Source organism: Ulvibacter sp. 2210JD10-4, from assembly GCF_058148525.1.
Genome location: NZ_JBYVJZ010000005.1, coordinates 207,972 through 233,810, shown reverse-complemented (window position 1 = coordinate 233,810; position 25,839 = coordinate 207,972). Strand labels below are relative to the sequence as shown.

Below are 25,839 nucleotides of genomic sequence, written 5' to 3'. Positions count from 1 at the left end.
TTATATGTTATACAGGATAAATATTTTTATTAATTCATTCTTAAGACTCATTTCCTATCTCATTGATTATTTTGTGAATAGGGCCAAGATCTAATTCAGATTTAAAATAGCGGCTTAGCTTTCTTAATTCTATTTTGTATTTATTATCATTTAGAAGAAGTTCTATTGTTTTAAGAATTGTAATTTTCGAGTTGAAGGCGAATGGCAATCTTTCCCCTACTTTATAGCGAATAACCGTATCTGCAATTCTCCCCTGATCAAAACCAATTGGCAAAACCAACATAGGAACTTCGTTTGCTATACATTCAGTAAAGGTGTTAAATCCTCCATGAAAAATTATTAGATCAAATTCTTCTAACAAGAAGGGCTGATTGATAAATGCCTCTGCGATGACTGTTGCTTTTGTTTCTACTTCTTTTGATACTTCATAGAATATTTCCAAAATACCGGAATAAACTATACAATACTCCGGGTCATCCAAAGCTTCTAAAGTGTTTTTAAGAAATGTTTTAAATTTTTCTATTGTTTTTTTACCTCCCAGTTGTCTTAACCATATAGTTCCAAAAGAGATTAGAATCTTTTTTTTATGACTTTTTTTTAGAATGTTTTTAAATGAGATATCTGCTGTTGAACCGGAACTTTTTGTAGTTGCGGCACCAATAAAAGACATGGGATAGTGTACACCATCATATAAAGAAATAATACCTTTTGTATGGTTGCCTAATGTATTCCATTCGGTTATTTTTTTAGGAGAAAAGCATATATTTCCTAATTCTGAAAAGGGATAGCTTGGTATGGGAAAGTTTGTTTTTTCAGTCATACCTTTTAAGAACTCGCTATACTTTTTCTTTTCAACCATTACTTCCATTTTTGAACTTAAATTTTCAGTATTTCTGTCAATCAGAAAAATATCCGGTGAACTATATGCTATGATATAAGGAACCTGTATTTCTTTTGATGATATAGTTCCTATTCCGAAGAAATGATCAACAATGATTAGATCTGGTTTATATTCTTTTAGTTGTGATAAAGTTGGATGATATATATCTAAATAGAATTCAGCAAAAGGAGATAAGAGTTCCTGATAGCCTTCTTTGGAAACATTAAATAGTTTTTCGTTAAATGAATTTGGAATGTGAACAGTTTTTATATTTCCTTGAAAAGGAATTCTTTTTGAGAAAAAATCAAAGAACAATACTTCAATATTTGAATTTTTGATAAGTTCAAACGATAATTGCCATAGGGGTTTTGCATGGCCCGAAAAAGGAGGGGACAATATTGCTATCTTGGTAGAGGTATTGTTCTCTAAGTTCATATTTTAGTATTTATTTGTGAATTAATTATATCGATGATTTCCAGATTGTGGGTTTTTATAAGCTGGTGATCTGCTTCAAGTATGAAATGGGAGCATTTTAAAAGATGCTTTTTTATTTCACTGGCATAATTCAGACAACCTCCTTTTGTGGCATAAATCAGAGTAATGGAAGAAGAAATGGAATTTAACTCATTAATTGTAAAATTTGTATCTGAGATCACTTCATTTCTAAATGTTGTTTCAGATAATTTTTTTAAACGATTACGGTAGGATAAATACTGTCTTTTGTTCTTATTATTTGAATTTAATTCACTTTTAAATTCTATAATCAATGGGTTTTCTGATGCAACTTCTTCATTGAATAGAAGTGATTTTAAGTCAAATAATAGTTGTATGTCGGAATCATTTATGTTTTTAGGGTCAGGAGCATCTAATATTACAAAAGCATCTTCAGGACATCCAAAAGTGATTGCATATTGTAGGGCCACACACCCTCCATAACTATAACCAATAATATATTTTTTACCACCTAGTTTTTCGTCTATTATAATATTATGAAGATCTGTGGCATGATCTCTTAAATAGTATCCTTTTTTTGGATAATCTGATTTTCCATGACCCCTTAGATCATAGATTAAGATTTGATAATCTTTAATTAGATGTATTGCGTAGTGAAAAAACCAAGAACCAATGGATCCTCCTATTCCATGTATAAAAACCAGAGTAGGTACATTTTCTTTTTTAAAAAGAACTTTGTTAAGAACCACTTTTTGTTGAACCATGAATAAAATATATATTGATGATTTTATTCGTAACTTTTCTGAATAAATTCGGCAAAATCTTTGACCTTTATCTCCAGGATTTCGTCAACCTCCATTTCAGATATCCAATCTACTATGGGAGCCTTGTCATATTTATTTAAAATATATTCGAATACTCTTGTAAACTCAACACTATCCAGATCCAGATCTTCAGACATTTTGGAGTTTTCGGTTATTTTTAGATCAATTTCATATTCTTGACCCGCAATAGTTAGAACAGCTTCATTAATGTCTCTAATCACTTGAGCAATTGTTATTTTTTCCATTATTTTATGTAATCCAGGTTATTATTATATCTTCTTTAAATTGAATACTTTTAAAGTCTATTTGGTTGTTTATGAGGCCACTATATCTTTTATATAAGGGGTTAGCTACCTTCTCTTCATTAAGCCTAATATTGCTGACTTTGACATTGCTAAAAATCAGACGGTCTTTTTCTTCTGTTTCTTCCTGACTATATTTTTTAAAATAGGCCTCTTTTGCAGACCATATAATGGTTTTAATAAGAGCAAACATTTCATTCTTTTTTATGAGATCTAATTCTGAGCTTGTAAAAACAAGTTTTGAATCAAGTTTTTCTGCTATACTTATATATTCTACATCAATACCTACTGGTGTGTTGCTACCAATAATGGCAACACCAATTTTTGCTTTGTGAGATATTGAAACCGGAATATTTGTAATACCTAACTTTTGTATATTAATAAAAGGAGCTCCATTTTTATTATAAGCAACTTCAATCTCATTGTGAAATAATTCATCTTTTTCAGATTGCATCAAAGATTTAACACCATCTTTTATCGCAACCCTGCCAGATAAAAATGCCCGTTGTTGAAGAGGGTTCTTTATTAGGTCAAATCTGTCTCTATCGTAACTATTTAAATAAAACGATCGTACAGTATCCCATGACCAGGCACTTTTAAAGTTTGCTTCAAAAATAAAAATAGTATCAGTTATCTTTTTTGATAAAATTGATGTATTCTTTTCCGGGTAGCGGTATACTTTTTCTATTTCGGGGTTGGTTTCAAAGATTTTACCTGTAAACCCTTTCAGTCTTAACAGGATAGAGTTTTTATGTATTAAATCAAAATCATATTTAAAAAACTCATCATTTAATTCTATTATGGATACATAACAATACAATGGGCCTGTTATATTGTTAAAGAAAGTAGCAGATGAAGTAAAGAATTCTATCGAATTAACTCTAAAAGGAAGAATTAATGCATTGTCATCTTGTGTAAGATCATACCAACACCCAGCAGCCTGAAAGCATGCATCTAAAAGAGATCCATAACCTCCTGCATGCTTTACTTCGGCAATTAGTCTTTTTGAATCATAAGATTTGACCTTTTCGATACCTTGATACGATTTTCCATGGAAAAAAACTCTCTCTTCATAAGGGTTATAGTTGTTAATATGGATCATCTCATCCATCCAAGTAGAGACATTAGCATCTAAACTATTGATTTTGTGTGCTATGCTTACTGTACAGAAAAAATTATCTCCCCATGTAATTTTAAATTGGTTTTCATTGATTTTATTAAATGTTATGTCTATTTGTTTCGGTTCATCAACAGTTAGAAAGCGTAAAGCGCCTATTTTACTTACTTCAAGTATGTTGTAGTCTTTAAGTTTATTTATTAGTAATTCACATGATTTATAAATTAAAAAGGTAAAAGGAACTACACCAGATCTATATTTTTCAGATAATTCTTTAGGATGTCTATAAAGTTCATGATCAAACAATTCGGGAAAAGCCTTATAACTTACTTCTATCTTTTCTTCAAAAAAATCTAAAAGCTCTGATTTCTCTTTTTCTTCTGAAACTCTATTTTTTAAAGAATCTACATTGGGATGCTCTATTTTTTCAAAACTTTTAATAACATCATCTTGTGCCTTTATAAAGCTTAAATAGGTATTTTTGAATATTTTATCTAATGAGCCATCTTTGAAATTAACTTTTTGATTTACAGCACTTTCTATAGAAGTTGTATTAAAATGAAGAGAGGTGTCTATAGATTCATGTATATTTAGATTAATAGTAAAATTAATAGGAGAATTACTCTTTTTGTAATTTAAAAATTTCTGTTTGATGTCCGAAATGGCAGCTCCTTCAACAAATAACTTTAATATAGAATGATCAATTGTAAGAAAGTTATCTTTTGCTGAAACCATATCGACGGTTAAAAAAGACTTCTTATTATTGTGCAAAGTATCTGTAATATAACTGGAAAGACCACTTATTCCGGGTATTAAAAAAACGCGATGTCCATCTTTGTATAAATTTTCAATCAGCTCTTTAAATTTCACTTGTGTGAATAAATTTCTGTAAATCACATCTTTTATAGTGCTATGATCTTGTTTAAATTTTTCAGTAGTTATTGAAGACCAAATAGAATAAGATGGCTCGTTGATCTTTATGTTGTCAATTATTGGTTTTAATTTGTTGATTAAGGGTTCATTTAAAATTGTATGATTTCTGGTATTAATACCTATATCAAAGAATAAAATCTTCTCTTTTTTTAACCTGTCTGTAAGCTCTTTTTTATTTTCATTTCCTACAGATACAATGACGTTATTAATTGAGTTTTCAATAGCAATAAATGTATATTCCAAATCATATATGATCTTTTCAATTGCTTCTTTATTTTTATTTACAGCTAATAATGTGCAATCGTTTTGCTGAAATTCAATTTTTTGATTGAGTAAATCTATACTTCTTAAAATGTCTTGAATATCTTCTTCCTTAATTAACCCACTTGCTATTAGTGCAGTATATTCACCTATGCTATAACCGGCAACTGTATCAATATTAACACCCTCTTTTTCAAGAACTTTAAAGTTTATAAGCGATGATATTATAGAATAAACTCCTAATTTTTCTATTTTATTTGAGCCAGTATCACCCTCTGTCCATTTAGAAATGTCAATATTGTAATTATTAGCTATGTTCTTATAAATTCCATTATTTGTTCCAACTACACTTACCCCGGGGAAAATAACAGCTATTTTATTTTTGGAATCATTCAGGAGACCATTCGTCTGAAAGAATATGTCATTCTTCCCATAAGAAGGTTTATTTTCATTCACAATTTTTAAAGCTTCTTGAATTTTTTTGTCAGTTGGATTAATAATTGCTAATCGTACTGGACCATTATCCCCAAAGGAATAATCTTTTGTAATAAGAGCAGTTTTAAGATCTTCTATACTTGATCTCGCTATAATTAAAGTATTACTCCTTATTTCAGATTCAACTTTCAAATTTTTTCCAGTATGAGTACCATTGATTCCGGTCCTTTTATTATTTGAGGCAGATGAGAGAATTATATGACTGTTTACTCCACCAAACCCAAATGCATTAACAGCAGCGTACATAACATCTTTATCCTTGTAAGGAGTTAATTTATTTTGAATATAAAATGGACCTTCATTTAATAATTCGATAGGATCATTACAATTTAAAGAAGGTGGAATTTGGCGTTCATTTAATGCATGTACTGCTTTTATAATTCCGGCGATTCCTGCAGAAGAAAGCGTATGTCCAATCATTGATTTAACACTTCCTATAGGAGTAGGGGACTTCAAATAACTTCCAAAAAAGGAGTTTAAAGCATTAATTTCTGAAGTATCTCCCAATGGCATTCCCGTACCATGACATTCTAAAAAAGTTAGCTTACCCGGATCAACATCAGATTTTCCCCAAGTGGCTTCAATAACTTTTATTTGCCCTTTGGTAAGAGGTGCCAGAATACTGGTTCCTTTCCCATCGTTATTGCTTTCAATAGATTCTATGACTGCTAGAACTCTATCATTATGTTGCACAGCGTCTTCTAATCTTTTTAAAACAATCATTCCTCCTCCTTCACCTAGTAGAAGACCATCAGCAGACTTATCAAAAGGACTTATTCTACCTTTATGTGATAATGCATTTAAAAATGAAAACCCCATTGAATATGGATAATTAATAGGATAGTATACTCCTCCGGCAATCATAATATCCGTATTACCGGTTTGTAACTCTCTTACGGCATTTTGAACTGCTATATGTGAAGAAGCACAAGCAGCGTCTAAAACATAGCTGGGACCATTTAAATTCAATCTATCAGATATTCTGGCAGAAGAAAGATTAGAAATAAGACCAATACCCTTGCTACTCTCAAAGTTTCCTTTTTCTTTGATATATGCATTCTTAAAATTTTCAATAGATTTTTCATCTATATCGGGTATTGAATTTTTAAGAATATTTATCATTTGAGGCAATGTTCTCATTACATCAACAGCTTTTAAAGCTATCGGACCAACATGGGTTACTTTTCCTATGATAATACCACAAGAGATTTCACTTAAATTTTTCCCGGATCTGTTTATTCCGGCATCATTTAAAGCTTGTTTTGCCAGGTTCAAAGCTAAAAGATGATCTGGATCTAATTCTGAAAGTTCTTTTGGGATCATTGAATACTCCAGGGGATCAAAAGGAATGTCAAAATCAATGACACCTCCTCTGTTACAATATGAATGTAATAAAGAGGGTTTTGCATTTGAGAGGTATACTCCTTTTCCCCATCGACTTTCGGTTGGAAGAATACCTATTCCATCAACACTATTTTTTATGTTATTCCAAAATTGTCCACTTGAAGGAGATTTAGCAAAACAACAAGCGGTTCCTATTATGGCTATTTTATTTTTCATATGTAAATAGAATTATAATAGGACTTTTTCGTTGAGTACCTTAGATAGAAAGTTATTCTCCTCTATACGGCTCTCACCAATTGCCATGATTAATGTTGGATTTCCTTTAATGGTATTGATTTCCTTTAATAAAAAGTCTACTCCCATTTTTTTGTCAATAGGATGCAATCCAAGACCTTCCAGATGTTTTTTTAATGCAAGGTCTATCATTCCGGCACCTTCCCAAGGCCCCCAGCCAATTGAAAGAAATTCTGTTTGTGTAGTTTCAGCCTGTTGTTGCAATACTAATTTTTCTAATGCATTATTTGCCGCTGCATAATCAGTTTGCCCACGGTTACCCATAGTACCCGATAGGCTTGAGTATACTATAATAAATGTTGGGGTATAGAAGCGTTTAATTGAATTAATAACATTCAAAAAACCGACTACTTTTACATCATAGATATTTTTAACATCAGATAGCGTTTTGTCTTTTATAAATTTATCTTTTATTGCTCCGGCACCATAGATACAGCCATCAATATGTTTATATTTTGAATATATATTTTCAATAACAGTAGTAAGGTCATCTTTATCCAAGACATCTACAGTGTGGTATTCAACCTCTTTGGCATATTGTTTAAGGTCATTTATACCTTGTACTAATTTTTGTTGATTAATAATTTTAGCAACCTCATGTTCTATTTCTTTAGGAGTTAATGTTTGAGAATTATTTTTGAGAAGTACTTGTCTCAATTCGCTTTCAGAATTAATTCCCATTAATTCGGAAGGAACTTCATTAGATATTTCAGACCTGCCCAGTACAACAAAATTGCAACGATATTTTTTTGCCAATTCTGAAGCTAACCATTGCGTAATTCCTTTTGCTCCTCCTATAATCAACAAGACGGAATCACTATTCAAATGGATATCACTTTTCTCATTCTTCTTTTCAAGATTATTTTCTATTCTACTAATATTCCTTTGATGCCTTACATTTTTATAATATGAAACAGGAAACATTAAATGTTCTTTCCTTTCAGTTTTGAGTTCGTTAATAATGTGAAAGCCCCAATTTTCCTGACTTACATCTTTCTTATTATCATGTTCGGTGATACAAATTGTTTTTACTAAAGGCCATTCCCAATGAAGACTTGCCATACATCCACTTACTCCACTTCCTGTAAGAGGGCCTTTATATATGTCTTCAACTATGTATGGAATCTCATTGGCACACAAAGCGACAAAATATTTTAAATTTTCCGGCTCAATAGTTTTTGCCAAATTGAAGACTTTAATAAAATCATTATACCTATTGTTATTTTCATCAATAGGATTTGTGATACATATAATACCATCAGCATCCGAATACGTATCCCAATTAAATAACTCAAATGTTAGCGATTCAACAATAATTCCTTCATTTTTAATAGTGTTCTCCAGCAAGTCATATATTTTATCAGCCACTATATAAAACTTAAGTCCAACTAAGCTTTTGGAACTATATTCAGAAATACTATTTTGCTCATAATCGATGGAATATTTGTTTATTAAATTACCAGTGTGACTATTAATCTTTGATTGTATATTTAAATCAAGGCTCTTAATTTCAGTATGAGATTTCTTATTCTCATTATTTATAATTAGGAGCATCCAATCTGCAATTTCATTTACTGTTTTTAGTGATGCTACTTGTTGCAGAAGTTTTACGGCTTCTTCACTTTCCTGATCTATATCATCAGTACTAATAGATATCCCTAATTCATTATTCACGTTGGTAAGTAATTCCATTCGTTTTATGGAATCAATTCCCAAATCACTTTCCAGATCAAGATTAAGTTCGATCATGTCTTTAGGATATCCTGTTTTTTCTGAAATACTTTGGATTAGAATATCTTGTATTTCCTTTTTCGAAGGGCCTTTTGTAGTACCATTTAGTTTAGACGTTTCTGTTGTCGTTGTTGAAGACTCTTCTTTTCTCGATTCATATAAATCATTATCAATCGATGAATCTGGATGAGTACCATTTGTTGGTAAGAGAAGTGTATTTTTTCTTTGAGAGGATTCGGAGATCACACCACCCTCCAAATAATTAACCATAACCTCTTTCTGGTTTTCTACGAAATTATTTATGGTTTGCAAATAGTTTATTATCAAAGCATCACGTGAATACATATTGCTCAATGGTTTATCTGTATTTTCAAAGGCTTCTTTAACTAGAGAGTGTAATTTAGCAGACTTCACTTTTTCAGGATTAAATCCTCCATTGGGAATATCACCTTTAAAAGGTTTTGAAAATTGTCCGTCAATAAGCCATGTAGTGGCAGAATATTTTAACGGAGAATCTAAATCATACGCTTCTAATTCTCTAATTTGAAAGAAGTAATCAATGTTTATTGGTATTCCGTGAATTGCCAGCTTGCTTATAGATGAAAGTAGTGAATATAGAGCCCCTTTATTTTTATGAATTGTAGGGACGATGATTTTTGACTTTTCATGAAGAATATTCTCTACAAAACCAGATTGGATCGATCCGGAGCCTACTTCAATAAAAACTCTTGCGCCGGAATCATACATTCCTTCAATAACTGAGGTATACTTTACAGGAGAGGTAAGCTGTTCGGATAGATTTAACTGTAAGGATGCTACATCTTCATTTTTATATTTGGAACCCGTATAGTTTGACCATGTATCTATCTTTAAAGGGTTAATGTTTATAGAATCAATAGATTTTTTAAAATTAGTATTTGCACCTTTAATTAAATAACTGTGAAATGCATGCGATGTAGCTATTATAGTGGCCTTAAAACCTTTGTTAATAACAAAATCTTTTAACTTGACAATTTCAAATGTATCACCGGAGAATACAATTTGATTTTGTGAATTGATATTAGCAATATCAATTAACTCAAAGTCTTTGGCAATTTTTTCTGCATCATCTAAACTACAGTTTACTGCAAGCATGTTTCCTTCCTTTTCAGAAGCATCCAAAATAGCTTTAGCTCTTTTCTCGCTTAACGGGAGTAATTCTTCTTCTTTAAATGCTCCTGCATAGTATAGTGCAACTAGTTCTCCATAGCTATGACCCGCAACCTGATTTGCTTTTATGCCAAGCATATTTAGAATGTATGTAACTCCTAAGCTTAACATCCCAAGTATCGGTTGAGCAATTTCTGTTTGGGTTATTGCTTTGTGATGTAAGTTCTCTTCATTTTCTGAAAAACTTCTTTGTGGGAACCATATATTTCTATAATCTTTCGCATAATTGACAAAGTTTCTGATGTCCGGAAAAAAGTTAAATAACTCAAGTCCCATATTGGGGAACTGTGAACCTTGCCCTGAAAATAAAAAAGCAATATTTTCAGAATCAAACAATTCTCTATTTTCATGTATTAATATGTCATTTATGGATTCTTTCTTATTTTGAGCTTTAGATATTTTTTCTAATAAATCATTTACACTATCAGAAATGATAGTTAATAATACAGGCTTATTTAAGTCTTGATTTTTGTGAACGGTATAAGACAATCTGGAAAGGAATAATTTTTCATCAGATTGTAAAATAAATTGTTTTAATACTTCTAATTGGGCAATAACATCATCGTAGTTATTTCCTCGGAATAGGAATAATTCGAAAGGCCAAAAATTTGATGATTTTAAAGATCTCTTCTTCGGATTTTCTAAAACAAGATGGTAATTGGTTCCTCCAAAGCCAAAAGCGCTAATGGCAGCCTTCCTATCATTATTCAGCCAAGGTTTTGCCCGATCATTAAAATAGAAAGGGCTTTCATTTATATTATATGATTTGTTTGGCTTATTTATGTGTAGGGTAGGAGGTAAAATACCATACTTTGTTGCCAAAGCACTTTTAATGAGCCCGGCAATCCCTGCAACACATTTGGTGTGTCCTATTTGCGATTTTACAGAACCCAAAGAAACTGACCCTTTATTTGTTCCTGACCAATTGTATATTTCTTCCAAAGAGGTTAGCTCTGTTTTATCGCCAACCACTGTGCCTGTACCATGTGCCTCTACCATCCCGATATTATTTGCTGAAATACCGGATCTTTGATAGGTTCGTAACAAAGCTTTCTTTTGCCCCACTTTCCTGGGAGCTGTTAATCCAAGAGACTTTCCATCGCTAGAACCAGCTACTCCTTTTATAACAGCATAAATAGTATCATTATCAATAACAGCATCTTCGTAGCGCTTTAAAACAACGGCTGCCATTCCTTCTCCAAGTGCGATACCATCTGCATCATCACCAAATGAGGAGCATTTTCCTTTCTTTGAGAGCGCATACGTACTACAAAACATAATATAATCATGTATACTATTGTGAAAATCTACCCCTCCAGCAACAACTAAATCGCTCTCTCCATAGCGAAGTTCTTTTACAGCAGCATCAACAGCTGCTAAAGAAGAGGCACATGCAGCATCGATCGTAAAATTTTGCCCTCCCAAATCTAATTTATTGGTAACTCTACCGGATACAACATTGCCTAGTATTCCTGCAAATGAATCTTCATTTAATTCAGGGAAGTTTTTCTTAAAATCTTCTATCAAAACCGGATTCTCTCGAAAATATCTGTTAATTAATATCTTAAATCCATAGGCGCCAGATATATCACTTCCTGGTTCATATCCGAAAATCACAGATGTCTTATTGGTAGTATTCTTATCGTGTAGATAACCGGAATCTTTAAGCGCATCATTAGTAACCTTTAATGCAGCAATCTGGCTGGTATCAATAGAACCTAGAACCTTTGGAGGTATTCCATATTCTAATGGATCGAAAGAAAATGGAGAAAGAAACCCACCCCATTTTGAATATGTTTTTTGATTTTCTCCTCCTTTTGAGTCGGGGTCAAAGTATATTTCTTTTGACCATCTGTCTTCAGGTACTTCAGTAATTAAATCTTTCCCATTAATAATATTCGACCAATATTCATCTATGTTTTCTGATTGAGAAAAAGTTGATGCTATTCCTATGATAGCAATATCACAAGAAGTGTTTTTGAGATTTCGATAAGTTGTTACATTTACTTTTATATCATTAAATGCTTTAAGATTTAAGGGCTCAAAACGGATAATATCTTCGTGTAGTTGGTTGATTTTTATCACTTTATCTCGCAGTGTAGAGACAGATCCGATCATATACATACCTTCTTTCGTCTGTATAGATTCATTTACTTCTATTAATTTTCCATCTACCCTTTTCAGACCTTTTGATGCAATCCTTAAATGTCCTACGTTTAATTGCTCTAGTGCCATAAAGATTTCATTCTTGGATTTTCCTTCCTTTTCCATTCGTTTTCTTTCCTTATTGAGGAAATCCACATATGGCGTTTTAGCACAACGAGTTACATGGCCAGGACCTGTTTCAATTTCTGAAGTTTCATTGCATTTTATTGTTAAGTCTTGATATTTGGGTAGTATGGCGCCGCTTTCAACAATTTCTTCTGTAAAAAGATATCCGGTGCCAACGATAGTAGCTATGTTGGCTCCTCTTTTAGATAATTGAGCTGTCAATACTGAAATTATAGAAGATGATAAGCTGTCATGTATTCCTCCGGCAAACACTAAATTTAATCTATTTATATTGTCTTCATTAAGTAGAATTGTTGCTTGGCTCTCCCAAAGTGTCATTGATGATAATGGCCCTATGTGTCCTCCACATTCTCTCCCTTCGAAAATGAAACTATCAACTTTATCCTTCAAGAACTGTTCTAATAATTGAGGAGAAGGGCAATGAATAAATGAATTAATCTTTTTCTTTTTGAAGAAGTGAAATTGTTCTGGTCTTCCACCAGCGATAACTACTGCTGTCGGATTATACGCTATCAATGCTTTTATTTGCTCATTGAGCAATTGAGGGGGAAGAAAACCTAATATTCCGGCAGCCCAAGACTTACCCTTTAATTTTTTAGTAGTTTCTTCCAATATGGATTTGATGGTTTCGGGTTTCAAAACTGCCAGGGCAATGGAAGGTAATGCACCATTTTTTGCTACTTGATAAGCAAATTCAGGCACATCGGAAACTCTGGTCATAGGGCCTTGTATTATTGGATATTCAATTCCAACCGTTTTACAAAAAATGGACCTTTTGGCAATAGAAGGATTCTCACTTGCAATTGCATTATTGCCTATTATTGCTTCTTCGGTTAAAAAAACCAGTGTCTTAATATCTTTATAGGTTTTTTTAAACAATGAGGCCAATACAATATCTGCTCCTGCTAAATAAATATTCTCATCCTCAGTCAGTTTTTTGAAAAGTTCTTTTTTGTTTTTAATTCCATGTAAAGACCCTAATAAACCATGTTTTAAAAACCTATACCCTTCGCCTATACTTGTTTCTGACCCATTTAAGCTCTCAAATATTTTTACCAGCTTTTCATCCTTGGAATATTTTCCCATTAAAGCCAGCTGGTTGTCATAAACAATACCTTTAGCTCCTGAGTAGACTGCAGCAGCTGCAGAATGAGGTCCCATACCTCCTTTGATCCAATAAGGTATTTTTAATTTGTTATACGCTTTTTGCATAAAAATAAAACTAGGGGTGTTTCCAATTCTACCCCCACTTTCACTTCCTTTTAATATTATAGCGTCTATAGACATTTGTTCAGCCTTGTAGGCTTCTTCCATTGAGATTACCTCACAAAAAATAGTAATACCCTCTACTTTTTGAACATCCTTTAAGTCTGAATAAATGATAGACGAGATTTTCTCTTTATTTTTTAATAATAGATCAGGGTTTATGGAAACACCTTGTGGAATTCTTATTCCGAAAGGACTTGATGAGTAAGAAGATAGATAGTCAATAGAATCAAAAAGATTTTGATCAATTACACGACCAATATCTAAAACAGGATAAGCCGTTGTTTTTGATATATCTATTATTAATTTTTTGTCAACCTTTTCAAAAGGTGTAATTCCTATGATTGGGGGGAACTTCATAGTCTTTTTTTTTAATTGTTATTTAAAATTTGGTGTTATCACAAAAGAGTCTTTTAAAAACCCATGAATAAGGCAGTGAAATAAAATTGACCTCCCCAGCAAATACCCAAAGGGCCTTCGCTGTTTAAATCTGTTCTTGTGATGTTCACAGTTATCGAATCACTCGAAAGATCTGCATAATTGAGGGAGAAGGTATCCGGGAAATTAGAATTGTTGTAAGCTATTAACGATACTCCATCCGGAGTAAATGGTAATGAAGGGGTAAATTTATAGTCTACTTGTAGTCTTTGTGCTTCTTGGGGTGTAGCATCACCAGAGGTGCCGGAGTTTTTTATGTTTACGATCCAATCGACTTGATAACTTGTTCCTTGCACATCTAAAAAAAAGACACCGGTACTACCCTCGCTGATAAATGCACAAATGGGTATTGCCATATCTTTTATGGCATATATGTTAGGGACAAATGTTTTTGTTATGATCCCATTTGTGCCAACAGTAAGGACTTCATTATTGGAAGGATCTAACTCAATTGATCGAACGGCCAAATTGCCATTTACATCCAGAGTCGCTTCGGGGGTAATGGTATTTATACCTACTTGGCTGTATAAAAAGATAGGGCTTAATAGCATCAATAAATGTAATTTCATAATTCTTTTTAATTTTATAACATGTGCAACATCTGAATAAAAAAATAGATGCTAGGTGGTACCCTGACACATTGGAAAAATGTTTTCGATGAAATACAAAAATATCGTGCTGAAAAACTGATTTATAAGTGTGATTTTTTATATGAATATTTTTTTTATAGAAAAAATAGTTTAATTGCTTTATTAAGTTTTGACTGAATTTGTAGTTATATGGTATTTCAAACCTATAACTTATCTGCTCTGATCTGTACTTTCCAATAGATACTTGTGCATCGGAAACTTCAACTCATTTATGCTTTAAGATTTTATGTCATACAAAGTGAATTTCACATAAATATGATAAAGATCAGTTTTAAATCTATTGCGTGATTTTATCTTTGCAGATATGAAAATAAGCACCCGGATATTTTCTATGCTTTTAACAGCACTAATACTTGTTAATAGCATGAGAGTACCCATTACTTTAGCTTATTATAAAATAGACCCTATAGGATTTATTGAAGCTTTTTGTGAAAATAAAGAGCAACCTGAATTACAATGTAACGGAAAATGTCAATTAAAAAAAGTGTCTAGCGCTCAAAACAAAGAGCAAAATACCCCAGAACGCCTTGTTGATTTTAAAGAATTGCTGGTTTACCTGAATTCGATCGCAGATATTGATCTCTTATATCAAAACCCCATTGAAAAACAATTCTTTGAAGAATATCAAAACTTATATTCATTCTCCACTATAAGGGATTGCTTTCACCCTCCAAGAGTATAGACTTCTTCTCTCTATCTGTAGTATAAAGCTACAGCAATCACTTATTTTAAACATTAAATATTCTATAAATGAAAACATTATATAGTGTGCTTTTATGCGCGCTAATTACAACTGTATCTTTTGGGCAAGATCAAACCGAAACCCAAAAGGACAGTACAGAAATGAAACAAATTGAACTGGATGAAGTAATAATAACCGGAAACGTAAGGACAAACCCTGTACTAACTACTATCTCAAATGAGTATGTGGAAAAAGTAGTACAACCTAAAAACGTAGCCGACTTGTTTAACGATATTAATGGATTCTCGGTTATTAAAAGGGAAAATTATGCTATTGACCCCTCGTTTAGAGCTTCACAATACGAGCAGCTCAATATTCAATATGATGGAGGAACAAAGGTAATGCATGCTTGCCCTAATAGAATGGATCCAATTACAACACATATTATTCCTGAAGAAATTGCAAAAATTGAAATTATCAAAGGACCCTATACAGTACGATACGGAGCCACGTTTAGTGGTATAATTAATATGGTAACTCAAAAACCGGATTACGAAGATCATGGCTTACATGGAAAAGTATCCACCGGATATGAGAGTAATGGAAGCTCCTTGGTAAGTATGGCTCAACTTCAGTATATACAAGAAGAATATGACATTGTCGCAAATGCCGGGTATAGAGATTTTGGTAATTATGAAGATGGTAATGGTACTGAAATTCCTTCTTCTTTTAGAAGCACGGATTATGGCGTTAAAGTAGGTTATAACTTTACTGAAGACCAGCGTTTCCAAGCACATTGGAGACAGTCTTTTGGACGGGATGTTTTACACGCTGCCTTGCCAATGGATACAGACTATGATAACAGTAGTATTATTTCTTTGAGTTATAAATTGGATAATCTTTCAACGATTGCAAAATCAATCACGGCAAAAGCATATTATAGTTATGTTGACCATTTAATGACTAATTTCAAGAGACCTTCGTTTATGATGGTGGAAGCTACATCTGCTGTTGATGCTACAACAATTGGTGGAAAATTAGAATTAAGATGGAAGCCTGTTAAGAAACTCAATGTATTCTCTGGAGTTGATGCGATGCATATTGCCCGGGATGGTGGTAGGATAAGACTGGTAAAAGCCATGAACGGCAATCCATTACCAATGCCTATGACTTTTAACGATAAGGTTTGGCAGGATTCATACATTTCAGACTTTGGGATCTTTACCGAAGTAAAATATAGCGTAAATCCTAAAACCATTTTCACGGCAGGAATGCGTTATGATAATGTTACTTCAGATATAAAAGACCCTGAAGCGGATTTTGCTGAGATGTACGATTTGGAAAAACGCACAGAACATAATGTAAGTGGAACTGTTTCAGTTAAAAAGTTAGTTTCAGATAGTTTTACAATAGAAGCTGCTTATGGACGAGGTATTCGTGCTGCCAATATGGTCGAGCGATACATTAATCATTTTACAGTGGGGCAAGATCCTTACGAATATATTGGTAATCCCAATTTGAAATCTGAAGTGAACAATCAATTTGAAATTGGTTTTAAAGGCCGTGAAAAGATGGAGAACGGATTCGACACCTTTACATACGAAACCTCTTTTTATTATTCTTTTTTCGAAAACTATATAGTTGGAATTGTAGATGAAAGTTTAAACCGAAAGTTTATGCCAATGGCCGAACCCAGACACCCTAAAGTTTTTAGAAATCTGGATGAAGCCTATAAAACTGGATTTGAAGCAACAGCAAGGTTTGATTTTCTTAGTAACTATTTCTTCAAAACCGATTTGTCTTACGTTTATGCAAAGAACAAGGATTTAGCAGAATCCTTACCGTTAACACCTCCTTTAACCACTAAATTATCAACAGGTTTTGAAAAGGAAAAATTCTGGGTTAATGCGCAATATAATGTGACCTCTAAACAAGACAATATTTCAAAAAGCTTTGGAGAAACTAAAACCGACGGTTACCAAACGTTAGATTTATGTTTGGGAGGTAAGCCTATTAAAAATGTTACTGTGGGTTTAGCAGTATTAAATGTATTTGATGAAACATATAATAATCATTTAAACTTTTCATTTACCAATCAGGCAGACTTTGGAAGAACACCAATTACAGAACCAGGTCGTAACTTCTCTGTTTTTTTACAGTATAAATTTTAGTAAACCAAAGAGAGGGCTTTTTAAGCCCTCTCTTTTTTATTGGTGTACAGAAACCTATAATTTATCTGCTGTGATCCGTCCTTCCCTGTTAGCAACTTCCCAGGCAGTCTGAAAGATAAGCTGTGCCCTTTTTGCCATCAGTTCATATTCGATCTTATCTGCAGTATCGGTTGGTTTATGGTAATCTTCATGGGTTCCGTTAAAGTAGAAAATTACCGGGATGTTATTTTTTGCAAAGTTGTAATGATCACTTCGGTAATAAAATCTATTGGGATCATTCTCATCGTTAAACTTGTAATCCAATTCCAAATTGATATACTTTTCATTTACCTCTTCGGAAAGGTCATGCAATTCCTGGCTCAATTTATCACTGCCAATAAGATAAATGTAATTAGGGTTTTCCGTTTTATCCGGGTCTATCCTTCCTATCATATCTGTATTTAAATTGCATACCGTATTTTCTAATGGGAAGATTGGATTTTCAGTATAATATTTAGAACCATAAAGTCCAATTTCTTCTCCTGTAACGTGTAAAAATAAAATAGATCTTTTTGGTCCGTTACCATCTTTTACAGCTTGTTGAAAAGCTTCAGCAATCTCTAATAATGAAACGGTTCCACTTCCGTCATCATCGGCACCGTTGTAGATATTTCCATCTTCATCTACCCCTACATGGTCGTAATGTGCAGAAAGTACAATTATTTCATCCGGTTTTTCAGAACCTTTAATATAGGCGACTACATTTTCGGAATCTTTTGGATCATTCATTCGTTCAAAATAGCTGGCAGGGATATTCTGGTAATAGTTCTTTTCTTCAATTGGAGAAGGAATACCTTCATCCATATAAAAGTTACGAAGATATTCTGCCGCAAGTTTTTGCCCTTTCTGCCCTGTCATACGGCCTTTCATAGGGTCACCGGCAAATATATACAAGTGTGTTTTTAATTCTTCAGCAGTAATTGTTTTCGCATAATCGGTACGACTTAGATTTTCTGTTATAGTGTTGGATGTGGAATTTTGAGCCGAATTACACGAAATCGCAAGTACGGTTAGAAGTGATACGAGTAGATATTTCATAATAGAATAGTTATGTGGAAAATTGATTTCGTTAAATATACAAGAACTTCAAAGGGGATATGTGAAAATTATGTGAAAAATGATGCAACATTTGTAAAAGGTTAATTTTTTGAAGTCTAACAATTACTATCTTTGTGCAAAATTCAAAATTTATGAACATCGAACAAATTTATACAGGATGCCTGGCACAAGGGGCTTATTATATTGAGAGTGAAGGAGAGGCTGCAATTATAGACCCTCTTAGAGAAACTAAACCCTACCTGGAACGCGCTGAACGTGACAAGGCAAACATCAAGTATATTTTTGAAACACATTTTCATGCGGACTTTGTGAGTGGACACGTAACACTCTCCAAAGAAACCGGAGCTCCTATAATATATGGTCCTAATGCAAACCCTTCTTTTGAAGCTATCATTGCCGAAGATGGACAAGAGTTTACCATTGGAAAATTAAAAATTGTTGTATTGCATACACCCGGACATACTATGGAGAGTACAACTTATCTCTTGAAAGATGAACAAGGTAATGACCACGCTATTTTTAGTGGCGACACCTTATTTTTGGGAGATGTTGGAAGGCCTGATCTAGCTCAAAAGGCCAATGAGGTTACACAGGAAGACCTTGCAGGGATTCTATACGATAGTCTTCGTCTTAAGATCATGCCTTTAGCAGATACTGTTGTTGTATATCCTGCTCACGGAGCCGGTTCTGCTTGTGGAAAGAATATGATGAAAGAAACGGTAGATACTTTGGGCAACCAAAAGAAAATGAATTATGCACTGCGGGCAGATATGTCTAAAGAAGAATTTATTAAAGAGGTTACCGAGGGATTGTTACCACCACCTGTATATTTTCCATTAAATGTGAAGATGAATAGAGAAGGGTATGACGATATTGACGAGGTACTTTCAAGAGGAACTCATAAATTATCTCCCGAAGCGTTTGAACAATTAGCAAATAGTAGTGGCGCTATTGTATTGGACGTACGTCACCAGAGTGATTTTATCAAAGGGCATATTCCCCGTTCTATTTTCATTGGACTACAAGGCGGTTTTGCCCCTTGGGTAGGTACATTAATCGCAGATGTGCAACAACCGATCTTATTGGTAGCTCCTACAGGAAAAGAAGAAGAAGCTGTTACCCGCCTTTCCAGAGTAGGTTTTGACAATACATTGGGCTATCTTGAAGGTGGAATTGAAGCATGGAAGGCTTCCGGAAAAGAAATAGATACAATGGAATCTGTTTCTGCTGAAACGCTAAAGAATAGAGTGGGGCAAGACGCTCCCGTTTTTGATGTTCGTAACGATGGTGAATTTAAAACAGCTCATATTCCCGAAGCAGTACACACACCACTCAGCTTTATAAATGATCATTTAGATGATTACCCTGATGATAAAACCTTCTTCATACATTGTGCCGGAGGCTATCGTTCTGTAATTGCAGCCTCAATTTTAAAAAGCCGAGGCATCCATAATGTAGTTGATATTGCAGGAGGATTTAAGGCTATTAAGGAAGCTGGTATTCCCGTAGTTGCTTAACTACATACTTTTTCCTGAACTTATCTTTTTATGATGTAGTACGATCTATTTGTAATAGGTCTGTACGCTTTTCGAACTCCCCATTGCAAGAATAGAAAACTCTGTCAAACAATGACAGAGCAGGGATATTTTTCGTTGCTTTAATTGTTAAAATTATACTAAAACAAAAATAGTTTTTAGGAAAACAAAGGTTTCAGTTGTTTCATAGCTGAATGTTAACCTAAAAAAGTATATTATGAAAAACTTATTACAAATTCTTGCAGTAGCTTTAATCTCGGCTACTGCTTTTTCTCAAACCGCACGTGTACAAGTGATACACAACTCTGCAGACGCAGCTGCTGCAGAGGTAGATGTTTATGTAGATGCAGCAAATGCAATAGACAACTTTGCTTTTCGTACTGCTACTGCTTTTCTTGACCTTCCTGCCGGTGTTGAAATAGAATTGTCTATTGCTCCGGGAAATAGTACCAGCGTTGCTGATGCACTATTAACAGTGCCTGTTACATTAACAGAAAACGAAACCTATATTGTGATAGCAGACGGTATTGTAAGTCCGACAGGCTATGACCCTGCACCGCCACTTGGTCTTCAGATCTATGCAATGGGGCGCGAAGCGGCTTTAGACCCTGCTAATGTTGATGTATTGGTGCACCACGGTTCAACAGATGCTCCTACGGTAGATGTTGTTGAAACAGGTGTTGGAGCAGGTACTATTGTCGATGATATTTCATATACAGAATATCAGGGGTATTTGGAATTACCTACCGATGACTATGTACTGGAAATACGGGATGAAACCGGAGCAACAGGAGTAGCTGCTTTTTCTGCTCCTTTAGCAACTCTAACGCTGGATGGCGCTGCGTTGGTTGTTGTAGCTTCTGGGTTTCTTGATCCTTCTCAAAATTCTAATGGGCCAGCTTTTGGATTGTTTGCAGCAAGCCCTTTAGGTGGAGCATTATTAGAATTACCTTCTGCACCGCTTGGAGTAAATGATTTTGATGTGACTAGTTTTGCTATCTATCCTAATCCTGCAACTGATAGATTGAGTATTGCGGTTGACGGGTTTAATCTGGCTGATTATACTATAGCAATTACGGATATGTTAGGACGTACAATTTCGCAGGATGCTTTAAGGCTGGCTAATGATACAATTGATATTACTGCATTTAGATCTGGTGTTTATCAGCTAAGTATTATGGATGGTACTACTGTTATAGGTTCTAAAAAATTTCTGAAGAAATAAAGAACCATATGTTGTTAGATTGATATAAATGCAAAGCCCACTTTCGAGTGGGCTTTTTTCTTGTGGTTTGCCACAAGAGTATACGTAAAAGTTAAGATATATCAGTCGATTTAATTTTTTCAAGGTATTCATCGCTGAAGTCAGTCCGTAATTCGATCCACATTGGTAAATGATCGGACATTTTGTAGGTACGCCAGGTGCTATATTTAGAAGTAGGTTTTAAACCGTTACCAGGAGATTCCTTTCTAAATAGCGCTTCATCATCAAGTGTAAAAACATGTTCAAAGAAGTCGAAGATATTGGCACCTTGGATATCCAGGCAGGCATATTCAGTAATTCGTGACGGCGGTTCCCAGAAAGCAATCTGGTCATACGCCATGGTTCTTGATACATTCGAACCAGGAATGGATTTTAGTTCTTCAGGAATAACAAAATCATTGGATTCCAGAGCTTCCATAGTAGGATGGTCCTTACCAATGATATTGAAATCACCCAAAACTCCCAGAAAAGATTCAGAATCGTTTTTAAATTCACCTTTTGCCTTATCTGCCAATGCAGCTGTTAGCTGCTCTATCTCACTGCGTCGCTGTTCCAATTTTTTTTTATCAGTGGCATCGCCATAATATATATGTACTGTACAAAGATTTATTTTCAGCCATCCGGATTGGAAAGAGATAAGAAAAGGAGTCCGGGCAAACTGTCGAAGGGAATCGTCAAATGAATTTTCAGGGAAACGTAAGCGGTATTTCTCTCCGTTAATGGTCTTTGGAATAGACACCGTTGCTTTGCCCCGGTCAGGACTTGTTACCTCAGTATTTTTTACAACAACCAGACTGGCTCCTTCAGGAAGTTCAATATTTGTTTTTTCCGGTAATGGAATCTCAAGGTCTGCTGCAAGTTTTTTAGTGCCGTTTTTTGAAGTCTTTAACCTTGCTTTATAGGTGCCTGAAAGTGTTGATGCACTATCAGGAAGTTGCACCTGTATCCCTTGTTCCAATTTAATACGTTCTCCAAACGCAGCTTTAATTTTACCTTCTTCTTTGAGAGTTAATTCTCCCACAATATGGTCAAACTGTACTTTCCTGCGATTGTAAAGAAACACCATACGTTCCCCGTTACCGACATTTCCATCCGTTACATCGGTAGCAATATAGGACCAGTCCGGGCCAAGTATTTTTTTGAGGTTTAAAAACTCTCTAAGATCGGACCGTACTTCCTGGAGTGCTACAATATCAAAATGAGAAATGATCTCGGCGATATAATAAAGAGCTTCAAAACCTCTTCCTCTATACTTACCTGCTCCAAAGTCTCTAATGTTCCAGGTAGCAATTCTAACTGATTTTCGGTCATCAGAATTAGTTTTGGATTCATCAATGTGTTTTTTTATAACAGCTTGAAGTTTCTGTATTCTTGATGCCACGCGCAGTTTTTTAGCTTTCATGACCGCACTGTCCCATTTTCTGATTTTTAGTTTTGTGTAAAATGGCATAATTTAATGTTTTAATAAGTTAGTAAACGATACTATTAATAGTTTGCAAACCATAAGTATGGTATGAAACAATATGCTTTATTAAAAAATTAGGGAGAGGGCTAAGAAAATTTCCAACAATAGTCCTTAGGCCAAATAATAAATAAAAATCCCCAATCACCTGTAAATTAAGGTGTTGGGGAGTTTAGCTGCGGAGAAAGAGGAACTATCCATAATTTTGAAAAACAAGTGTTTACAGCGGTCAATGGAGAATGATATTTTAATACGCACCGAATTACGCACCTGGCCTCAGAACCTTAAGTTTTTGAGTATTAAATATATTCTTAAGCAATTAGCACGATTGTCGTTGGCTTGAGTCTTGTTCCCTCTAAATGTAAGCCTTCATAGAAATGTGAGGGCTTTTTTATTCCTTGGGCAAACATCTTATTGTTTTCTTTATAACATTCTTTTTAGTGACAATTAATACTAAATGATATAATTTGAAATTTATTCATTACTTTCTTATAAAATTAAGCTTTCATAACCCACTCAACCAATTCCCTTAAATTGCACAAAAGCCCAATTTCAGGAAAGGAACTTCATGACACAAGTCTTGAACACAATCCCAAATTTTAGCTTTCCATTTCGTTAATACTTCTGAATGCTGTGAGAAGGAACGCTTCACTTTAGCCCTGCTTACTACCTGCCTTGTCTAGAAAAACTGTGCATAGAGACTACCTCTCTTAGTTAAAAAAATAACCTTTAATTTTTATAATCTAAGTACTGAGATAAGGTTATATTTACTGATTGTAAAACAAGCCAGAGATGATTTTGTCAACCAAGAATATGAAACAAATCTTTTTACTAGTATCACTTTTCCTGTTAGGATTAACTTCGTGCAATAACTCAAAAAAATCTTCTGAGTTATCTCATTTAAGCGACTCAGAGTATATTCAATCAAACCCCATATCCGATAAATTTGGCGATTATAAATTATACGAACGAATGGAATATTACAAAATTCCTGGCATCAACATATCAGTTGTCAAAAACGGAAAATTAGTTTGGAACCAAGCTTATGGAATTTGTGATTTAGAAAACAAAAAAGAGGTCGATACCCTAACTTTGTTCCAAGCAGGTTCCATAAGTAAGCCAATTGCCGCTTTGGGAATATTAAAACTGGCTGACCAAGGCCTGGTCGATTTGGACGAAGATGTAAATAAATATCTCAAAGGCTATAAAATACCTGAAAATAAATTTACAAAAGACACTAAAGTAACATTGAGAGCCATCCTTTCTCATACTGCTGGGTTAAATGTTGGTGGTATTGAAGGCTATCAAGAAGATGATAAATTACCAACAACGGAAGAATTAATAAGTGGAAAAGGAAACATAGAAAAAGTTGTGGTTGAGAATAAGCCGACCATTAATTGGAGTTACTCAGGTGGTGGTTATACTATTGCACAAAAGGTTATTGAAGATGTAACAAACCAATCCTTTGAGAATTTTATGCAAAAAGAAATTTTCATACCACTTGGTATGAATATGAGTACTTATGAGCAACCGTTGCCAGAAAAATTTCGTAAAAATGTTTCTAATGGATATGCTGTTGATGGCGTAATGATTGAAGGGAAATGGCAAGTATTTCCGTCAAAAGCAGCGGCAGGACTTTGGACGACACCAATTGATTTAGCCAAATACTGTATCGAAATGCAAAATATATATAACGGTAAGCAAAACGGTCTTTTTTCAAAAGAAATGGTGAATGAAATGTTTTCCAATCCATATAATGTACCTTTAAACGAGGCGTTACCACCTTCCCTTAAAGATGAATCTGATGATTATTGGGGACTTGGCCCAATAATGATAGGCTCGAGAGATAATCTCATTTTTAAACACGGTGGAAGTAACGCAGGGTTCAAATCAAATTATACTGCATTTGTAAATATGGGAGATGCTATTATTATAATGACAAATGGCGATAATGGATATTTATTGATTTATGAAGTAGAAAAAGTCTTATCTGATTATTACAAAATGGCTATTCATTAACGAACAACTCGATACAACAAAAATATAATAGTTTGCAGCTGATTCCGTTTTAGAATTCCCAATTTCACCTTTTCATTCTTTAAATCATGACATATACTCTTACGAAGACTACTACATTCTCGAGCCAAAATTTTGAATAACGTCTCATAAAAAATAAACTTAATTTTTAAGTATTTCTGTTACTTATAAATGAGGTAATCAAATCAAAAGCAAATTACAACCCCAACATATCCATCTTCTCTTTCTCATACCGACTATCTTCTGCTGGATAACGCAGGATGCTTTCATATTTTCCAGAATCCTTGGCAAGTGCATATATTAGGCTCTCACCTGCATAGGTGGGAACTTGACTATAGATTGTATCTTCATAGGCTTTTGATGCTGGGACTATTTCCCATCCCTTATTTTCAAACATCTGTATGAGGTCATCAATAAATAAGGCTGCTGCTAAATTATGGTGTAGCAACAGTGTATGGCTAATGTTTCTACCATTTAATTCTAAAGATAACTTCTCATAAAATTGAGCACGTTCCCAAATATGCTGTAGGTAGTAATCTCTAAAATCACTAATATCTGCATCCGGGTTTTTCCGTAGCCTTTTTAGTAACCTACTATCGATGTACCAATCTGAGGCATCAATAGTCACGTATCCATTTCTATATTCTTGATTTTCCAAAAATTTACGGAAGCCATTTATTTTCTCTTCTATATTTCCTTCTTTTAGGTAGGGAAATCTAAATAATTTAGTATAGTTGGAATAGGGTTTTATAATGGAATCAGTCCTCATTAATTCTTCTTTGAAATCTTCTAAGGTTACCAATTCATTATTAAAATTGGGATGTGTCCAGGTATGATTGGCGATTTTATGGCCTTTATCATCCCAGCTTTTTAGCAGCTGTTTTCCTTTTTCGGTAGTTTTGCCTTGTCCTTTTACAAAAAACATCGCCTCGACATTGGCATCTTCAAGTTTTTGCAAAAGCATGCCGTTCCACTCTTCAAAGGTATAGTTGGGGCGGTTACCCAATGCGCCATCGTCAAAGGTAAAACTCACCTTTGACTGACTAAACAATTGTATAGAAATTAAAAATAGTAGTGTGGTTATAAGCTGTTTCATTTTAT

14 protein-coding genes are annotated in these 25,839 nt (G+C 33.9%); 5 read left to right on the top strand and 9 right to left on the bottom strand.

From position 1 onward, the window contains the following. Window positions 1-40: 40 nt before the first annotated feature. The 6 genes from ACY2RT_RS12870 to ACY2RT_RS12845 are packed head-to-tail and all read right to left on the bottom strand — an operon-like array spanning window position 41 to window position 14,408. Window positions 41-1,315: a glycosyltransferase gene (locus ACY2RT_RS12870; RefSeq protein ID WP_490156329.1), complete on the bottom strand. Its 1,275-nt coding sequence runs from the start codon at window positions 1,313-1,315 to the stop codon at window positions 41-43. Beyond that, a complete protein-coding gene (locus ACY2RT_RS12865) occupies window positions 1,312-2,097 on the bottom strand; it encodes an alpha/beta hydrolase (RefSeq protein ID WP_490156328.1) in 786 nt (261 codons plus the stop codon). The genes ACY2RT_RS12870 and ACY2RT_RS12865 overlap by 4 nt, the downstream gene beginning before the upstream one ends. Window positions 2,098-2,120: 23 nt before the next feature. Next, window positions 2,121-2,402: a hypothetical protein gene (locus ACY2RT_RS12860; protein ID WP_490156327.1), complete on the bottom strand. Its 282-nt coding sequence runs from the start codon at window positions 2,400-2,402 to the stop codon at window positions 2,121-2,123. Window positions 2,403-2,406: 4 nt separating this feature from the next. Beyond that, on the bottom strand, window positions 2,407-6,825 hold the full coding sequence (locus ACY2RT_RS12855; RefSeq protein WP_490156326.1) for a beta-ketoacyl synthase N-terminal-like domain-containing protein: 4,419 nt from the start codon (window positions 6,823-6,825) through the stop codon (window positions 2,407-2,409). 12 nt (window positions 6,826-6,837) lie between these two features. Next, complete coding sequence (locus tag ACY2RT_RS12850) at window positions 6,838-13,761, bottom strand: SDR family NAD(P)-dependent oxidoreductase (protein WP_490156325.1); 6,924 nt, start codon at window positions 13,759-13,761, stop codon at window positions 6,838-6,840. A gap of 53 nt (window positions 13,762-13,814) precedes the next feature. After that, window positions 13,815-14,408 (bottom strand): hypothetical protein, encoded by a 594-nt coding sequence (locus ACY2RT_RS12845; protein WP_490156324.1) that lies wholly within the window; start codon window positions 14,406-14,408, stop codon window positions 13,815-13,817. 412 nt (window positions 14,409-14,820) lie between these two features. Between ACY2RT_RS12845 and ACY2RT_RS12840 the strand changes: the two genes are divergently transcribed. Then, window positions 14,821-15,171 (top strand): hypothetical protein, encoded by a 351-nt coding sequence (locus tag ACY2RT_RS12840; protein ID WP_490156323.1) that lies wholly within the window; start codon window positions 14,821-14,823, stop codon window positions 15,169-15,171. Between the two features lie 68 nt (window positions 15,172-15,239). Further along, window positions 15,240-17,342 (top strand): TonB-dependent receptor domain-containing protein, encoded by a 2,103-nt coding sequence (locus tag ACY2RT_RS12835; RefSeq protein ID WP_490156322.1) that lies wholly within the window; start codon window positions 15,240-15,242, stop codon window positions 17,340-17,342. A gap of 54 nt (window positions 17,343-17,396) precedes the next feature. On the opposite strand, the gene ACY2RT_RS12830 is transcribed toward ACY2RT_RS12835, so the two are convergent. Beyond that, a complete protein-coding gene (locus ACY2RT_RS12830; RefSeq protein ID WP_490156321.1) occupies window positions 17,397-18,419 on the bottom strand; it encodes a M28 family metallopeptidase in 1,023 nt (340 codons plus the stop codon). Between the two features lie 152 nt (window positions 18,420-18,571). Here ACY2RT_RS12830 and ACY2RT_RS12825 point away from each other — a divergent pair, with 152 nt between their 5' ends. Together ACY2RT_RS12825 and ACY2RT_RS12820 are read left to right on the top strand one after the other, a co-directional pair. Continuing rightward, a complete protein-coding gene (locus ACY2RT_RS12825) occupies window positions 18,572-19,957 on the top strand; it encodes an MBL fold metallo-hydrolase (RefSeq protein WP_490156320.1) in 1,386 nt (461 codons plus the stop codon). A gap of 235 nt (window positions 19,958-20,192) precedes the next feature. Further along, the gene (locus ACY2RT_RS12820) at window positions 20,193-21,200 is read left to right on the top strand and encodes a T9SS type A sorting domain-containing protein (RefSeq protein WP_490156319.1); all 1,008 of its coding nucleotides are present in this window, start codon (window positions 20,193-20,195) and stop codon (window positions 21,198-21,200) included. A 91-nt stretch (window positions 21,201-21,291) separates the two neighbouring features. On the opposite strand, the gene ACY2RT_RS12815 is transcribed toward ACY2RT_RS12820, so the two are convergent. Continuing rightward, window positions 21,292-22,689 (bottom strand): endonuclease/exonuclease/phosphatase family protein, encoded by a 1,398-nt coding sequence (locus ACY2RT_RS12815; protein ID WP_490156318.1) that lies wholly within the window; start codon window positions 22,687-22,689, stop codon window positions 21,292-21,294. A gap of 825 nt (window positions 22,690-23,514) precedes the next feature. On the opposite strand from ACY2RT_RS12815, the gene ACY2RT_RS12810 reads away from it, so the two are divergent. Beyond that, the gene (locus ACY2RT_RS12810) at window positions 23,515-24,720 is read left to right on the top strand and encodes a serine hydrolase domain-containing protein (RefSeq protein ID WP_490156317.1); all 1,206 of its coding nucleotides are present in this window, start codon (window positions 23,515-23,517) and stop codon (window positions 24,718-24,720) included. Between the two features lie 214 nt (window positions 24,721-24,934). On the opposite strand, the gene ACY2RT_RS12805 is transcribed toward ACY2RT_RS12810, so the two are convergent. Next, window positions 24,935-25,834: a polysaccharide deacetylase family protein gene (locus tag ACY2RT_RS12805; protein ID WP_490156316.1), complete on the bottom strand. Its 900-nt coding sequence runs from the start codon at window positions 25,832-25,834 to the stop codon at window positions 24,935-24,937. Window positions 25,835-25,839 lie beyond the last annotated feature (5 nt).

What these genes read in the sequence shown, in the direction of transcription:
- ACY2RT_RS12870 (WP_490156329.1), bottom strand. Translation starts at nt 1,315, where the DNA reads ATGAACTTAGAGAACAATACCTCTACCAAGATAGCAATATTGTCCCCT.
- ACY2RT_RS12820 (WP_490156319.1), top strand. Translation starts at nt 20,193, where the DNA reads ATGAAAAACTTATTACAAATTCTTGCAGTAGCTTTAATCTCGGCTACT.
- ACY2RT_RS12860 (WP_490156327.1), bottom strand. Translation starts at nt 2,402, where the DNA reads ATGGAAAAAATAACAATTGCTCAAGTGATTAGAGACATTAATGAAGCT.
- ACY2RT_RS12830 (WP_490156321.1), bottom strand. Translation starts at nt 18,419, where the DNA reads ATGAAATATCTACTCGTATCACTTCTAACCGTACTTGCGATTTCGTGT.
- ACY2RT_RS12810 (WP_490156317.1), top strand. Translation starts at nt 23,515, where the DNA reads ATGAAACAAATCTTTTTACTAGTATCACTTTTCCTGTTAGGATTAACT.
- ACY2RT_RS12815 (WP_490156318.1), bottom strand. Translation starts at nt 22,689, where the DNA reads ATGCCATTTTACACAAAACTAAAAATCAGAAAATGGGACAGTGCGGTC.
- ACY2RT_RS12850 (WP_490156325.1), bottom strand. Translation starts at nt 13,761, where the DNA reads ATGAAGTTCCCCCCAATCATAGGAATTACACCTTTTGAAAAGGTTGAC.
- ACY2RT_RS12840 (WP_490156323.1), top strand. Translation starts at nt 14,821, where the DNA reads ATGCTTTTAACAGCACTAATACTTGTTAATAGCATGAGAGTACCCATT.
- ACY2RT_RS12845 (WP_490156324.1), bottom strand. Translation starts at nt 14,408, where the DNA reads ATGAAATTACATTTATTGATGCTATTAAGCCCTATCTTTTTATACAGC.
- ACY2RT_RS12855 (WP_490156326.1), bottom strand. Translation starts at nt 6,825, where the DNA reads ATGAAAAATAAAATAGCCATAATAGGAACCGCTTGTTGTTTTGCTAAA.
- ACY2RT_RS12805 (WP_490156316.1), bottom strand. Translation starts at nt 25,834, where the DNA reads ATGAAACAGCTTATAACCACACTACTATTTTTAATTTCTATACAATTG.
- ACY2RT_RS12835 (WP_490156322.1), top strand. Translation starts at nt 15,240, where the DNA reads ATGAAAACATTATATAGTGTGCTTTTATGCGCGCTAATTACAACTGTA.
- ACY2RT_RS12865 (WP_490156328.1), bottom strand. Translation starts at nt 2,097, where the DNA reads ATGGTTCAACAAAAAGTGGTTCTTAACAAAGTTCTTTTTAAAAAAGAA.
- ACY2RT_RS12825 (WP_490156320.1), top strand. Translation starts at nt 18,572, where the DNA reads ATGAACATCGAACAAATTTATACAGGATGCCTGGCACAAGGGGCTTAT.